The 14,146-nt window shown below is 44.7% G+C and carries 11 protein-coding genes and 2 pseudogenes; 7 read left to right on the top strand and 6 right to left on the bottom strand.

Annotated elements, in window-relative coordinates; all coding sequences use genetic code 11:
• Positions 1-490 precede the first annotated feature (490 nt).
• Positions 491-1,279 (top strand): arylamine N-acetyltransferase family protein, encoded by a 789-nt coding sequence (locus KJS69_RS12615; RefSeq protein ID WP_213584397.1) that lies wholly within the window; start codon positions 491-493, stop codon positions 1,277-1,279.
• Between the two features lie 107 nt (positions 1,280-1,386).
• Here the strand turns inward: KJS69_RS12615 and KJS69_RS12610 are convergent, their stop codons facing one another.
• A complete protein-coding gene (locus KJS69_RS12610; RefSeq protein ID WP_213584131.1) occupies positions 1,387-2,562 on the bottom strand; it encodes an ROK family transcriptional regulator in 1,176 nt (391 codons plus the stop codon).
• Between the two features lie 600 nt (positions 2,563-3,162).
• Between KJS69_RS12610 and KJS69_RS12605 the strand changes: the two genes are divergently transcribed.
• The 4 genes from KJS69_RS12605 (at position 3,163) to KJS69_RS12590 (ending at position 7,749) form a co-directional block, all read left to right on the top strand.
• A complete protein-coding gene (locus tag KJS69_RS12605) occupies positions 3,163-4,626 on the top strand; it encodes an ABC transporter substrate-binding protein (protein ID WP_213584130.1) in 1,464 nt (487 codons plus the stop codon).
• A gap of 66 nt (positions 4,627-4,692) precedes the next feature.
• On the top strand, positions 4,693-5,640 hold the full coding sequence (locus KJS69_RS12600) for a carbohydrate ABC transporter permease (protein WP_213584129.1): 948 nt from the start codon (positions 4,693-4,695) through the stop codon (positions 5,638-5,640).
• 33 nt (positions 5,641-5,673) lie between these two features.
• Positions 5,674-6,510 carry a carbohydrate ABC transporter permease gene (locus KJS69_RS12595; RefSeq protein WP_213584128.1) on the top strand — a complete coding sequence of 279 codons (837 nt, stop codon included), beginning with the start codon at positions 5,674-5,676 and terminating at the stop codon, positions 6,508-6,510.
• Between the two features lie 105 nt (positions 6,511-6,615).
• Positions 6,616-7,749, top strand: a complete 1,134-nt coding sequence (locus KJS69_RS12590; protein WP_249730497.1) for an SGNH/GDSL hydrolase family protein — start codon at positions 6,616-6,618, stop codon at positions 7,747-7,749.
• A 675-nt stretch (positions 7,750-8,424) separates the two neighbouring features.
• Here the strand turns inward: KJS69_RS12590 and KJS69_RS12585 are convergent.
• Entirely contained in the window at positions 8,425-9,210 is a 786-nt protein-coding gene (locus KJS69_RS12585; protein ID WP_213584126.1) for an alpha/beta fold hydrolase, read from the bottom strand.
• 173 nt (positions 9,211-9,383) lie between these two features.
• Here KJS69_RS12585 and KJS69_RS29675 point away from each other — a divergent pair, with 173 nt between their 5' ends.
• A complete protein-coding gene (locus KJS69_RS29675) occupies positions 9,384-9,581 on the top strand; it encodes a class I SAM-dependent methyltransferase (RefSeq protein ID WP_249730496.1) in 198 nt (65 codons plus the stop codon).
• Between the two features lie 396 nt (positions 9,582-9,977).
• Here the strand turns inward: KJS69_RS29675 and KJS69_RS12575 are convergent, their stop codons facing one another.
• On the bottom strand, positions 9,978-10,793 hold the full coding sequence (locus tag KJS69_RS12575) for a hypothetical protein (RefSeq protein WP_249730495.1): 816 nt from the start codon (positions 10,791-10,793) through the stop codon (positions 9,978-9,980).
• A 168-nt stretch (positions 10,794-10,961) separates the two neighbouring features.
• Positions 10,962-11,150: pseudogene (locus tag KJS69_RS29670) on the bottom strand (transposase); the annotation flags it as partial.
• Here KJS69_RS29670 and KJS69_RS12570 point away from each other — a divergent pair.
• A pseudogene (locus KJS69_RS12570) lies at positions 11,142-11,336 on the top strand (BlaI/MecI/CopY family transcriptional regulator); the annotation flags it as partial. The pseudogenes KJS69_RS29670 and KJS69_RS12570 sit on opposite strands and share 9 nt — an antisense overlap.
• 149 nt (positions 11,337-11,485) lie before the next feature.
• Here KJS69_RS12570 and KJS69_RS12565 read toward each other — a convergent pair.
• On the bottom strand, positions 11,486-12,454 hold the full coding sequence (locus KJS69_RS12565) for a phosphotransferase family protein (protein WP_213584124.1): 969 nt from the start codon (positions 12,452-12,454) through the stop codon (positions 11,486-11,488).
• A 367-nt stretch (positions 12,455-12,821) separates the two neighbouring features.
• Positions 12,822-13,529, bottom strand: a complete 708-nt coding sequence (locus KJS69_RS12560; protein ID WP_213584123.1) for an oxygen-binding di-iron domain-containing protein — start codon at positions 13,527-13,529, stop codon at positions 12,822-12,824.
• Positions 13,530-14,146: the final 617 nt, after the last annotated feature.

The raw sequence follows: 14,146 nt of genomic DNA, 5'->3' as shown, positions 1-14,146 counted from the left end.
CGGATGTTCTAATCTGGCTACAAGTCGGGCAAGTTTATTCGGGGAGATTGCGAATTGACAGCGAACCTAATCATGCCGGTCGTTGCTGCTGTATTTGTCGGTGCGAAGTGGACACCCTGTAAGAATAAGGATTGCGTAAGTAATCAACCTTCTTAAATAGGTTTGAAAGAACTCTAGAAGCTCCCACTTCAAACCGTTAGAGCCGTAAAGCTAGGTTAAGTGGTGAGTAGTTCACGATTATTATTGCTCTCGGGGTATTATTGCTGCTGCCCCATAGCGCGTCCCCATCAAATGGATGAAAGCTGAAGCGGCTCTTGTACAAATGTACATTGATATTGAAGAAGAAATCGGTCTGCAGGCCGATGCACAGAGCACAATTAAAAGAATAATAAGAGCGGAAGCGCAGGCTTGTTAGAAGAAGAGGAAGTTGTTAAGATTTAAGATGGTGATGACCATGGAGCGGCGTATTCTTAATAAAGGTAAGGAGTCGATGGGATTGAATGATAGCCGAGATAATTTGAAACCGGAAGTGCAAGCCTATTTGGAGCGAATAGGCTACAGCGGTCCGTTGGATGGCAGTGCCGCAGCGCTCGCGGAATTGCAGGAATGTCATCTGCATACTGTACCTTATGAGAATCTGGATATTTTGCAAAGAATCCCGCTTTCCCTGGAAATTCCCGAGCTGATCGAGAAGATCGTCAACCGCCGGCGTGGCGGTTACTGCTTTGAGCTGAATGCCCTCTTTGGTTGGCTGCTGCGCGAGCTAGCGTATCCTGTCACCGATTTGATGTCTCGCTTCTGGCGTGATGAGCCGAACCCGCCGCCGAAGAGGCGCCATCACGTATTAAAAGTCAAAGCAGAGGATGCTTATTATCTGTGTGACGTAGGGGTAGGGGGAATCGTTCCCAGACGGCCGATTCAGATGGTGGAAGGGCTGGAGCACCCGCAAGGGGATGAATGCTACCGCCTGGAGCGGGATCCGGAATACGGCTGGATGTTATGCGAGCTTAAGCATGGCGAATGGAGCCGCCTATATTCCTTCACCGAGGAGCCGCAGCTGGCCAAAGATTTTATTATGGCTACCTATTGGTGTGAGAATGCGCCGGAATCGATATTTACCCAAAATGCCATGGTTGCTATGCGAACCCGTGAAGGACGAAATACTGTGGCTGGCAAAGAGTTCCGCTTATTCACATCCGAAGGTGTCCGCAGCTTTATCCCGGAAACGGAGGAAGAATACAAAGAGGCTTTACGAACTTATTTCAATATTATTATTTAATTTCTATAGTGGCCACATGCTTCCAGGGTGGTTTTAAGAAAAGCCTCTGAAGGCATGGCCTTACGGAGGCTTTTTCCTGTGAATGCAGCTATGGTTCAAAAGGATATCTACAAGGACAGGGTATCCAACGGGATTTCAAAAGCCCGCTTAATAACAAGGCCGGCCGCCAGCTTGGTTTCATCCGGCTTGTCCTCCAGATGCATGATCCGGACATTGTTGACAGTAACAGGCAGTTCTTTCAATACTCTTGATCTGATCTCGGGGACCATATCGGGGCTTATGGTGCACAGCACTCTGCCTGAAAGCAGTACACTATCGGGATTGATGAAGGTAATAATATTGGCAATAGCTACCGCAATCCCTTCTATAATTAGTCCATATAAGCGAATTAGCTTGGGGTCTCCGTTACGCAAACCTTCCGCGAATTCCTCTAGTGTACATTTAATGGATACGCTTAGACCGCTAATAGACGCCAAAGTAGTAAGACAGCCGTTTCTTCCACAGTGACAAGGATAGGCATCAGGCTCTGAGAATCCTTTGTAATGGCCAAATTCACCTGCAACAAAGCTCGAGCCAGGGATGAGGCGTTTCTCGGAAACGACAGCCCCGCCAGTGCCGTAATCGAATTTCAATGTAATATTGTCTTTGGAATCCTTCAGACACCCATTCATATTCTCATTGACGGATAATAAATTAACGTCATTTTCGATATAGACCGGGATGTGGTACTTATCCTCCAGCAATTGCTTAAGCGGCAATCGATGAACACCTATCCCGGGAGTGCGCAGGATGATGCCATGCTGCGAATCTACCAGACCCTGCATGCTGATGCCAATGCCTTTAATCTTGGCCAGGTCTGGAACTTGAGGAAGGAGCTCGTCAATGACTTCGTGCAGCAGACGTAGAAGAACCTCGATAGACCCATATTTATCGATGGTACGTTCAGCAGAGGCTATGCGTTCCTGACGTAAATTATAGATGCAGCCGCGGATATATTTACCAGCCAGCTCTATACCGATGGCATACAGTCTGCTGCTGTTGACATGAAGCGCGATTCTTTTTCTGCCGCTTCCGGATTCCAAAGCCATATGCTCGCCAACCGTAATGACTTTATCCTTCAATAAACGATTGACGATATTCGTTACCGTTTGTCGGCTCAATCCTGTTTTTTCAGCTAATTCCACACGCGATATCGGTCCCTCAGAGTAAATAAGATAGAGTACTTTCTGTTGATTTATTGATTTCAAAAGCATATGGCTTGTTTTTCTTTCTGAGCTGCTCATGCCGTATTTCCCCTTCCAGACTCCCCATTTATTTCAATAAATCGTTCAATGTTTAATGAATTAGCGGAAGATTCTTGCTATAGTTTAGCATTAAAGCGGGAGGAATAAAAGTTATATTAGTAAAATTGATTGACAAATGAAAAAAGAACGATATTATTATTTATGTAGGTCCCGTTATTTCAATCTGACAGCGTAAGCATATCTTAATTGGTTGAAATACTATCCATTTCTTCAGTTGAGCATGGAGTGTAAGGATAAGAAGTACTAGGTTTGCGCTTGAAGATACCGAAGGATCGAATCCGTTTAACGGCTAATTAATAAAAATATTTGATTAACTAAAGAATTAATAATCTTATGAGAGTCAGAATTATATTTTGCAGTGGCTGTTATTTCTCATAACGTTTGATCGTCGCAAAGTCTAAAATCAATGCTTTATTGTAAACGATTACAATACTCTTTTTAGGAGGTGAGAATCCGGAAGGGACATACATATAAAGATTTACAAAAAGTAAATCCCGAATTGATATTGCCGTAACAAAAGGTAAGTAAACTAGGATTAATTAATCAATTATATTTATTAAAGAAGGGGGAAGATTTAAATTGTTCAACACTACAATAAAAAGATGGATGACTACTGGAGCCGCCGCCGTTCTGTCGGTCACTATGCTTGCCGCTTGCGGGGGCAATGGGGGAAATGCAGAGCCTACTGCTTCACCTGAATCAAGCAGTCCGCCGCCGAATGCAGAAGTCGAGGTCTATGACAACGGATTACCGAAAAATGTGGAGGTTACGCTTAAAGTCGGTCAGCAAGTAGGAGGTTACGGGCGTGAAGGGTTTGATAAAATGGTGGACTCCTTCACGAAGAAATACCCGAATGTCAAGTTTGACGTTACGGCATCGTCGGATATGAAAACGATTCTCTCCACTAAAATTTCAGCAGGCAACGATAATGACATGTTCGATTTGTTCAATACCGCTCCTGCCGGCGGAGTTGTATCGCTGGCTGAAGCAGGCAAGCTGGAGCCCATGGATGATATTTGGGATTATAAGCTTCCGGATGTGCCTGATAAAACGGTGAAAGATCTGAGTATGCCTGGAATGTATGAATCCACACCGTTGATTCAAGGGAAGAGGTATGAATTCGCAGTCTACACCAGCTTCGGCGGGTTATTCTTTGATAAGAAACTGTTCGAAAAGCATGGCTGGAATCAAAATCCGAAAACATGGGAGGAGTTCAAGCAACTGTTAGCGGATATTAAGGCAGACGGTATTATTCCGATCACATTCCCAGGCATTTATCCAAGCTACCATAACTGGGCTTTCGGAACAGCCAAAAATTTTGAACTGGCCGATATTAATGGCCATGCGGAGGAATTCATCGAGAACTACAAGACTTATACGCTGCCGCAATATACCGCTCCGGAAACGGTTGAGACTTGGACTCGTATTTATGAGTTGGGTCAGCAAGGGTATTTTGCCGAAGGACTGCCGGCTTTAACTCATACCCAATCGCAAATGCAAGTGCTTCAAGGCCAGGCGGCGATGGTATCAACCGGAACCCACGTTGAGAACGAAATGAAGGAAGCGACGCCCGCGGATTTCGAATGGGGTTACATGGCCGTTCCGTTCCGAGATAGCGAAGAGCAAAAACTTTGGATTCGAAGCGGCACTACAGGCTTCAACTACATCTGGGCGGCTAAACCGGATTTGAATAAAAAGTGGGCTAAGGAATTCATCGTCTGGCAGCTTACCCTTGATAACCAGCAAGATGCCGCAGAAAATGTAGGTGCACTGCCTATGCGCAAGGATTTGATCGAGGATCCATCACGAACAGCCAAACTTATGAGTTCGACTAAAGCCGTTCTGGAGTATATTACGGAGAATGAAGCCCATACGTATAAAGCCAGCAGATCGATCAGTATCTCGAATCCGAACCTGGCGCAGGCGGAGAAGTTACTGGATGAAAATATCGTGAAATTTGCTTTGGGCTTGCAGGATCCGAGGCCCATTCTGGAAGAAGCGGAGAAATTACTGGAGAAAGCGGTGGAGGCAGAGAAAAAATAACGCTGCCATGAGCGGGGAGGAAGGCCTCTCTGCTCTCCATTTTTTATAATAGGAGTTGAACTTCTCATGTCTGAATCAACCGTGGTGAAGACACCACAGTCCTCAAGAAAAAGGGTGAGGCTGGATAGCGCGAGTACGCAAAAATATATTTTTCTGGCACTGGCCATTATTCCGCCGTTCGGGGGATATTTGCTGTTTACCTTATTCCCGAATATTTTGTCCGTTTATTATTCTATGCTGGATTGGGACGGACTCACGGATTCCAAGTTTGTCGGGCTGTCGAATTTCGTTACCGCCCTTCAGGATAAATATGTGTGGCGCGCCTTGACCCACAATCTCATTTTTATGGTGACGGTCCCCTTCTTCGTCGTTCTTATCTCTTTGCTGCTAGCTTACTTGATTACCCATAAGAGCTATCGCGAGAACGGCTTTCTGAAGGTCCTGTTTTTCTTCCCCAATGTATTGTCCACGGTCGTGGTCGCGCTCTTGTTTGCGTTCGTCTACGATGGAACCTACGGTCTGTTGAATGCGATTCTTAAACTGATCGGAATGGATATGGGCAACTATTATTGGCTTGGCAGCGAAAAAACGGCGCTTGCAGCCATTATCCCGGCATGGGTCTGGGGCGGGGTAGGCCTGTATGTCATCATCTTTGCCAATGCGATGCTCGCGATTCCGAAGTCTCTGTACGAAGCGGCGATCCTCGAAGGAGCTGGACATATGACCCGCCTGCTTCGCATCACCATTCCGCTTGTGTCTCCCATCATCCGTGTGGCTGCGCTGTTCCTGGTCGTCGGAACGATGAAGGGCTTCGAGATCATTCTGATCATGACCAATGGAGGTCCTTACGGGGCGACAGATGTCATCGGGCTCTATATGTTTAATTTGGCCTTCGGAGAAGAATACAGGAACTTCGGCTATGCATCTGCTGTAGGGATGATTCTTTTCGTCATATTAGTTACTGCCAAGCTGGTTATGGATAAATTTTTCCCGAATAGAGGGTATGAATACTAGACCCTATTCATTTGAAGGTTCGGAGGGATCATTTTGAAGGAAAAACGGACATGGATGGATGTCGTCTGGCGCATTGTGCTGTATCTATGGGCGCTGACGATTCTTTTTCCACTGGTTTGGGTTATTTACGAATCACTGAAAAGCAATCCTGAATTTTTCAAGAATATTTGGGCTTTGCCTTCAGAACTTAAGTGGAGCAACTACTTGAAAGCCTGGAATCAATACGGCTTCGGACAGTCGCTTCTGAATACACTTTATTATGTGGGCGGAAGTCTGGTGGTCAGCTTATTCTTTACGACCATCAATGCTTATGCTCTGACACGGATGGAATTTAAGGGAAGAAAACTTATATGGAGTCTGATCATGCTGTCCTTGTTTCTTCCCGGCGTCAATGCGCTCGTCCCCCAGTACGTCATTATGCGGGAGCTCGATTTGACCAATAGTTTGACCGGGTTGATCCTGTTGTCCAGCTTGGGAGAGAGCGTGTTCTACCTGATGCTGCTTGGAGGCTTCATGAGCTCTCTGCCGAAGGAACTGGAAGAGAGTGCGACGATGGACGGAGCGACGCTATTCCAGAGATTCTGGCGTGTCATCGTCCCGTTATCGACACCGGGGATTGTCACGGTAGCCGTATTTAAGTTTCTTGGATACTACAACAACTTTATGGGACCCTTTATTTACTTAAGTGATCCCAAGAAATACCCGATTGCAGTGCAGATGTATTCTGCCAACAAGCAAATGGAATATACTGCCGATTGGGTAACGCTGTTCGCCGGAGTAACGATTGCCATGGTTCCGTCCATTATTATATTCATGTTATTCCAGCGGCTTCTGATGGAAGGGGCGACGATGGGGGCCGTTAAAGGCTAGATGATCAATTTTTGAAATATAGCGATTTTTCGTCTTAGTCCTAGTTAAGGGATGGTCAGGTTCGATACCCTTGAATTTTGTCGGATTACATGGAGAGTGGTAAGATTGGCCGTAGAAAGTCAGACGCTATTTCAGCTTCTGGATACTAATCTATTAATTAAACCGCTGCAAGGAGAATGGAAATGGCATTCACCGCTTTCCGCTCCATTCAAAGTGTTAGGTTTCCCGTGGCTGGAGAAGGAAAAGGTATATCGTCGTTTGCCGCTCACGGCTGATCATACTTTACCCGAAGCTGTAGATAAGCTTGCGGATTGTACCGCAGGCGGGCAAATTCGCTTTAGGACCGATGCGCCGCGGGTGGCGATTCGGGTTAAACTGCGGGGGCCGGCATCGATGAATCATATGCCCGCCACCGGCCAGATCGGATTTGATGCTTATGTAGGGGAGCCCGGTCAGGAGCGGTACATAGGAACAAGCAGAATGAAGCCGGGAGAACGGCAGTATGAATCGATGCTGTTTGAAGGAGACAAGCCGGATCAACTGCGTACGGTGTCGATTAATTTTCCTTTGTACCAAGGTGTGACGGAAGTTCGGGTGGGTCTTCCACCGGAAGCCGTCATTGAAGCGGATGAGTTTCCCGGCTCAGGAGGTCGTCTTGTCTTCTATGGAACCTCGATCACACAAGGGGGCTGTGCAAGCCGCCCGGGTCTTGCTTATCCTCAGCAGATCGGCAGACGATTGCAGCGGGAAGTGATCAACCTCGGGTTCTCGGGCAGCGGCAAGGGGGAAGCGGAAGTGGCCAAAGTCATCCGGCTTATTCCCAATGTGGACTGCTTCATTGTCGATTATGAGGCCAACTGCACGACAGAGCTGTATGGCCGGACCTTGGAGACGTTCCTTAGTCTTTATCGGGAGAAGCAGCCGCTGGTTCCCATCTTGGTCGTGTCCAAGATTCCTTATGTGAAAGAGTTGGTGAACGGCATTGCCCGGCAAGAGAGAATTGCGCGGAAACGAATAGCGATCAATCTCGTCCGCAAGCTCAATCAAGCGGGCGATGACAGGGTATTCTTCTTCGACGGAAACCGGCTGCTTGGAGACCGTTTCGACGAATGCACGGTGGACGGGGTTCATCCCAATGATCTTGGGTTTACCAGGATAGCGGAATCTCTGATTCCGGTGCTGTCGCAAATCCTGGAGCATTGTTCGTATAACTGGATAGAAGAAAGGGAAAGAGTATAATATTTCGAATTAATGAATGAATTAATTGATCGATTAAATTGATATTTTTAGCAGATATTTTTTGGAATCTGAATAACGAATAAATGGTAACTATTAAAAGCTAAAGCGTCAAAGAACGTCTTATGTTCTTGGCGCTTTTTTGCTTGTGTTGATTCCATATACCCACATATGCCAAAACGAGATGAGGTAAACAAGAACCGGCAAAAGTGCAGGTCATTTTAGCCATTTGACCGATTTTCAACTTTAGGAAGTAAATGACTTGCAGTATCGCACGTCTTTCACCATATTTGCGGATTCTCGAAAATTGACATGTATTTCTGCATGTCTTTGCACCTTTTCGAGCGAGTGGCTCCTTCAAGACGTACTTGCCTGTACCTTCAATCCGCATGTAGTAATCTTTCATGATCTGGCTGGTATGACTGTTCGCTGAGCCATATGATTCCGCATTGATTTCGACCGGTGCGTGACCTGGGAAATCAGACAGTGCATTCAGACATCCATACGGTGTGTTTCGGGTCGAGGAACCGGACTCGCGACAAACAAATTCATTTTTCTACAAAATGTGATTTGCGGAAGATGGGATAAAAGTATGGATGAATGGAGATGGTGGTTCCAAAATATGCGGATCAGACAATCGAACGGCGGTTCGACGGTGATCAGAGTCTGACCTTCCTCTTAGGCTTCAATGAATTGTCTCAACAGCTGATTAAACCTGTCGCGTTCCTCCCAGAAAGGACCGTGACCACTGTATGCAAACGGGACAAGCTGTGAGTTTCTTATTTGTTGATTCAGTTCTTGAGCTTGCGCAAATGGAATCACTTTGTCGTGAATACCGTGAAGGATTAAAGTGGGAGCAGCTATTTTTTGCAGATCGGCAGCAAGGTTTTCATCTCTTAGCAAAATGATGATAGCCGCAGTTGACCAGCCTGCCGCTTGTAATCCCATTTGAAAAAACCAGTCCGAGAACGGCTTGGTTATATACTGAAAGAAGAAGGTATCCGTAACCCCCCGCATCATCTTGGGCCGATCGTTTAAGGCTTCGGTAAGCAGTTGATTGGCCGTTTCTTTAGTAAAGCCTCTGGGAGCTGCAGCGTCAATAAGGACAAGTTTGGATACTCCGTAACCGTTATGACGGGACATATATCTAATAGCGATTGCTCCGCCAGTAGAGTGGCCGGCGAGCGTGAAATGATTTATATGAAGTGCGTCGACGACAGCGCGAATATCATCGGCCAAACGGTCATAAGTGTAGCCGCTTATCGGTTTATCCGATTGACCGAAGCCTCGCCAGTCTATGCCTATGCAGCGGTATCCCATAGCGGGAAGAACATTGAACTGATATTCAAACAGTTTATGGCTTAATGGCCAACCATGCAAAAACACTATGGTCTTGTTTCCCCCAGGGTTAACATCTTCCACATATAACTTAACTCCCGGCTCTACGGTAACAAAGTATCCCACGCCTATTCCCCCGTTTAAAAAGTGGCATCAACCATAAGATACTCACCGAGGGGAAAAAGGTGAATGCCTATTCGTTCTTAAACCTGCATATAGAGCTTTGAGGATTTTTACGGTGTAATAAAATGAAATGACATTTCATCTAATGAAACAAATTGGTGGGAGGAGAGTTACAAATGCCAATAAACTTTCATGATGAACAAAACAGGCAGACGTATGCAGCAAGAATCGCTGATGAATCCTGGGTATCTTTAATAAGAGAGTTTGTTGAAGTATCGAATAAACGAGTTGCAGATATTGGTTGTGGAGGGGGCATTTACACAAAAGCTTTGGTTGAGAAGGGGGCGTCTCATTGGTCTGGATTTCTCGGATGAAATGTTAAAAGGGGAGGCCAATAACTGTAAGAACATTCAAAACGCCACATTTTTGAGGGGAGACGCTTACCAGACAAACCTGCCGGCAAACTTAATGTTAAGAACCGGACGCTCCATTCTTCATGAGCTGACGGATGAGGAACTTCGAGAATTGATATCATAAGAGGAAAGCTCAATAGCAATCGAGCCCCAATCATTGAGAAGGATTCATGGACGGTATGGTTCGCCATAAAAGATCGATCCCTATAGTCTATTGATAAGTTTCCAATGGTCGAAACCTGATGGTATTTCTTTCAAGAAACATAAGAATGTGAAAAAAGAGGGGCTTACCGTCTCTCCTTAAGTATTCTGTCAATACATTATTTATCTTTGTGCACTATCGATTTCTGGGCGTATTTAAGAAAGCGAAGCTAACTTACTGTGAGAGGGGACAGAGAGCGGTGGAAATCCTGCACGACTCCACAGCCATAAAGGAGTGTGAACGTCAATCGGTGCCAATCCGCTGCCCAATAGCGCATTTTCCCATGCTTCAGCGACAAACTTCCTGTCGTCCGCAGTGCCATTCAGTACGTCCGATGAACATAGTCCCAATTTTACCGTAGCTTTCATAACGTGTGTATCAGGAGCAACCGTGATCAGTTCCCGGGACTTCCATTTAACCCCTGTATAGGTCTCCATCACATATAACCAGTAATTGAATATTTTCGGACCGGATAGATAGGGAAATTCCGATTTACGAGTTACCTGCATAATGTTTTTCAAGAGGGCAATGTCAAATTGAACCGATTCCAGCAAGCCCCAAACGTCTCCCCTGGAAGAAGATTTAGCAATTCCTTGCGAGACCTTCTGCCAAATTTCCGGGTGGCGATTAGGCTGTAAAGCTACACGATACTGAAGCAAAGCCAAGCGCAATTCATCCTGGGTTCTTTCGGATACAGCAAGGGGATTAAATAACCATCGGGTACTTTCATCGAGATAAGCCTCTGTGATGGATTGCCAAAGTGTATATGAATTTCTTTGGTAATTTAACGACATTCCCAGTGTCAATACGTTAGGCATTTCAACCTCAGGGACAATTCCGAGTAGAGCATCCTCAGGCATAATCTCTCCGCCAAGGAGTCCTTCCCTATGCATCTGTATCAATAGCTTCACTTTTTCTAAAAAGGATTCGTTCGACATATTCTCCTCCATATAGGCCTGTGACTGATTCATACTATTTTACCACATATCATCCAGTAATTGGATATTTTGAGAGAACAAATTATATAGCAAATCGTGAAAAAGTTACTAATCATTTTCGGGCATGACTTAATCCAGATGCTAAAACCCCGAATTGCTCGCTCCGGTTTTTTCGGCTCGAATGGAGTCTCAGATCGAACGGTTCGGCCGTCCGGTCTGCGCACTGTATTTATCTTGTACAAGTTCGTATATGAAATGAAAGTCGAGGGCATTTTCGATTTTGCGTACCAAGTGATCTTCAGGCACAAGCTCTTCCAGTGAATGAACGGAAACCTGAAGAAACCTGATAGCGGCCTGAGTAATTGTTTTGCTCAGAACGAATGTCAACATGCCGAGGCGCAGTCTTTTCTCAAACGAATTTATGGCGGGACGATGAAGTCGATGCTTGTTCATTTTTTCGAAGAGCAATCGATAACGGAGGAGGAGATCAAAGAACTGCGTGCCATTTTGCAAGAGAAATCCGAACGGGATTCGGCCCGTGCTTGTGGTAGTCAGCTCCATAAAAATAAGTATTAGACTGTGACTTGAATAAAAAACAGCGTCAGCCACGGACTGAAAAATAAAGAAATAAAGTCCTAGACTGATGCTGTTTTATTGAACGAACATTCCCCGTTAGTGAAGTAATTTATTTTTAAATTGGCCAATCAAAATTCTATTTAATAGAGCTATAATTTGTTACCGAGCAACTCCGTTTCAATCTTTACTGTTTTCAGTAGATGGTCATGATAACGGCCCCAATTTCCCTTGCTATTTCGACGATTGTATTTGTATTTCCGTGCTAATCTTCTGACGCCGATCCATAATGCCCAGAGGTCAATTTCTGTATGGTCATCATACGAAAGTTCTATAACTTCGTTATATCCCATTGCCAAGGAACGGAAGCCCTGATTATACTGACCATCATGCAATTTGAAATGTCCTAAATCATATAGCGGACTACTTCCTTGAATCTCACCAAAGTCAATGATCCCCGTGAATGTTCCGTTGTGACAGAAAATATGGTCATCGTCGAAATCGCCGTGCACTAAACAGGATTCGTATCTTCCCATCAAAGTAGTTCCCGTGTCGAATATGCTCTTGATTTGGAGGATATCCCCCTGATAGAACCCATTCTCCGATAATAATACCAGATCTTCCTCAAGAAATTCATAGAGATAATCATGCAGTGATGGATTTTGTCCTTGCAAGGGCACCCCATATTCTTCTCTGCCTCTCTTAACAAAACCAAAACCGTCCACTCTTACTTGATTGATGACCGCTATTTGTTTTCCTGCCTGAATGAGTATGCTGTCATAAATGTCTTTTGAGCCGCAATTTATAACGTTTCTTCCAGGTATTTCACCGACAATCATGAAAGACATCCCTGAGATACGATGATGGGGATCAAAGTAAATAACCTCGGGAACAAGGGCTCCTTTTTCCCTCAGTAAAGAATGGACCTGCACTTCCACCCCAAAACTCCAGTCTTCCTCTGGGAGAATTCGGAGATAAAAGGTACTGTCTTCGAGTTGTACACGATAAACATAGGTAGAACCGCCCCTTAATTCTCTTTCTATCGTTTTCACCGTCTTATTAAGGCTTTCGTTTGCGATTTGCTCGACTAGATCAATAGGAGGCGCATCAATTTTTTTCAATAGCATGTATCCTTCCAGAATTTGGGGTTACAGCAATCATACATAAAACGTATACAAATAAGCCATAGATAGTTTGTTTATAACGAAACTTTATTCCCAAATTAGTCGTAACGGCCTTAGGAAGCAACAAGACCGGCAGCGCGAACATATAGTTATATGATGTAAATAATATAACTGCCTTCTTCGATTAATCCTTCCCTAGTTCTTGTTCAAGTATTGAAAAAATATATGAATCGTGCCATTTTCCCTTAGCACGTACATGTTCCCTTAATATCCTTTCCCTCTTCATTCCAATCTTTTTCAACTTGTAAACATATGGATACATATGTGATGGGTGTAAATCTTTGCTATTGCGTGCTAGCATACCTTACATTTCTTGAAATACTTTAATGAGTTCTTCAATAGCACTCTTGCCGTCGCCCTTGTAAGAAGAGCCATGCATAACAGCAAGTGTTTTAGGTTCTAGATCTGCTAGTTTACGCAGCATCTGCTCTGTGTGCATGGTATAGGGAATATAGTTGGAGAATGGACCTTGTGAGTTTTGTAACACTTCTTTAAACCGATCAATAAGACTAGCCTCAGTGACTGGTTCCACATCACCGTTTTGATGGAACAAGTCAGAAGTGAAGAGAATCCGATCGGTCTCTTCAAAAAGCAATCCTGCATCCCACCCATGCGGGAGATGAGGCGTGCGCAAGTAACGGAAGCTTTTCTTCCCCGTACTGAATACCTCGTTGTCCTGAAGCGAACGAATAGGTCTGATAGCGAACTCCCCGTTTACCGCCGCCCCAACAATCCCGATTACAGCCTCAGCTTGAGGTGCAATTGTGAGCCATTCATTGAGTGCGCCACACTCGTCCGACTCGAAATGACTGTAACTAATCCAGCGCAATTGTTTAACATCAATTAGGCTAGCCACTGCTTGACTGAACTGAAAAAAAAGTGATTTGGGGCCTGTATGGTACAAAAGAGGCTCCTCGTCCCGGACTAAAAATGCATTGTACTGGAATCCGGATTCCGTTGAGAAGATCGAAAGACGAAATACATCAGACTCAATTTCATCAATACGTGCCATAAGATTTCTCCTTTTTTCTTACAGATTACTTTACTGGTTTGTTACAAATCGATTATACCGAACATACATTCCGTAAACAATCACTAAATTCTCTTTTTGTAATTAAATTATCCAGCCCGTTAGAGTTCAACGAGTTGCCGAACGAAGCGCGGCTTCCTCACTGGATTTTTCCCCCTTGTACCGTTCTTCATTTATTGGAACTTTTCAAACATATTTTTTACTATATATGTGGCACTAAAGAAAGGGATCATTCCGTTCCGAAGGAAAGTGCCTCCGAAGCTTCAAACATCATACTCCTTCCCCAAAAAGTGAAGACGAGCCTCGAAGCAATTCCAGGTACTTTTCGGGGACCCCGAATCAACAGATTCCTTATTTATTGGATGGGCCTTCGGATGGTAGGAATACAAAGCCAAAACTCGCCCTAGAAGCATCTTTCTTTCTCCACTTCATGAGCTATTCCTTCATTAGTTCAATTTATATAGTTTTGATCAATCCCCAAAAAACTTCCCCCTATCTACAGGAAAAATGATTACATAGCTGAATAAACTAACATCCCCTCCATACACTTCTTGTCTGTGTGTCCGGCACATACAATAAAACAGAATGCGCGAAGAGGA

This window comes from Paenibacillus sp. J2TS4 (assembly GCF_018403245.1).
Lineage (GTDB): Bacteria > Bacillota > Bacilli > Paenibacillales > NBRC-103111 > Paenibacillus_L.
This window is presented reverse-complemented; position numbering and strand designations above follow the sequence as displayed.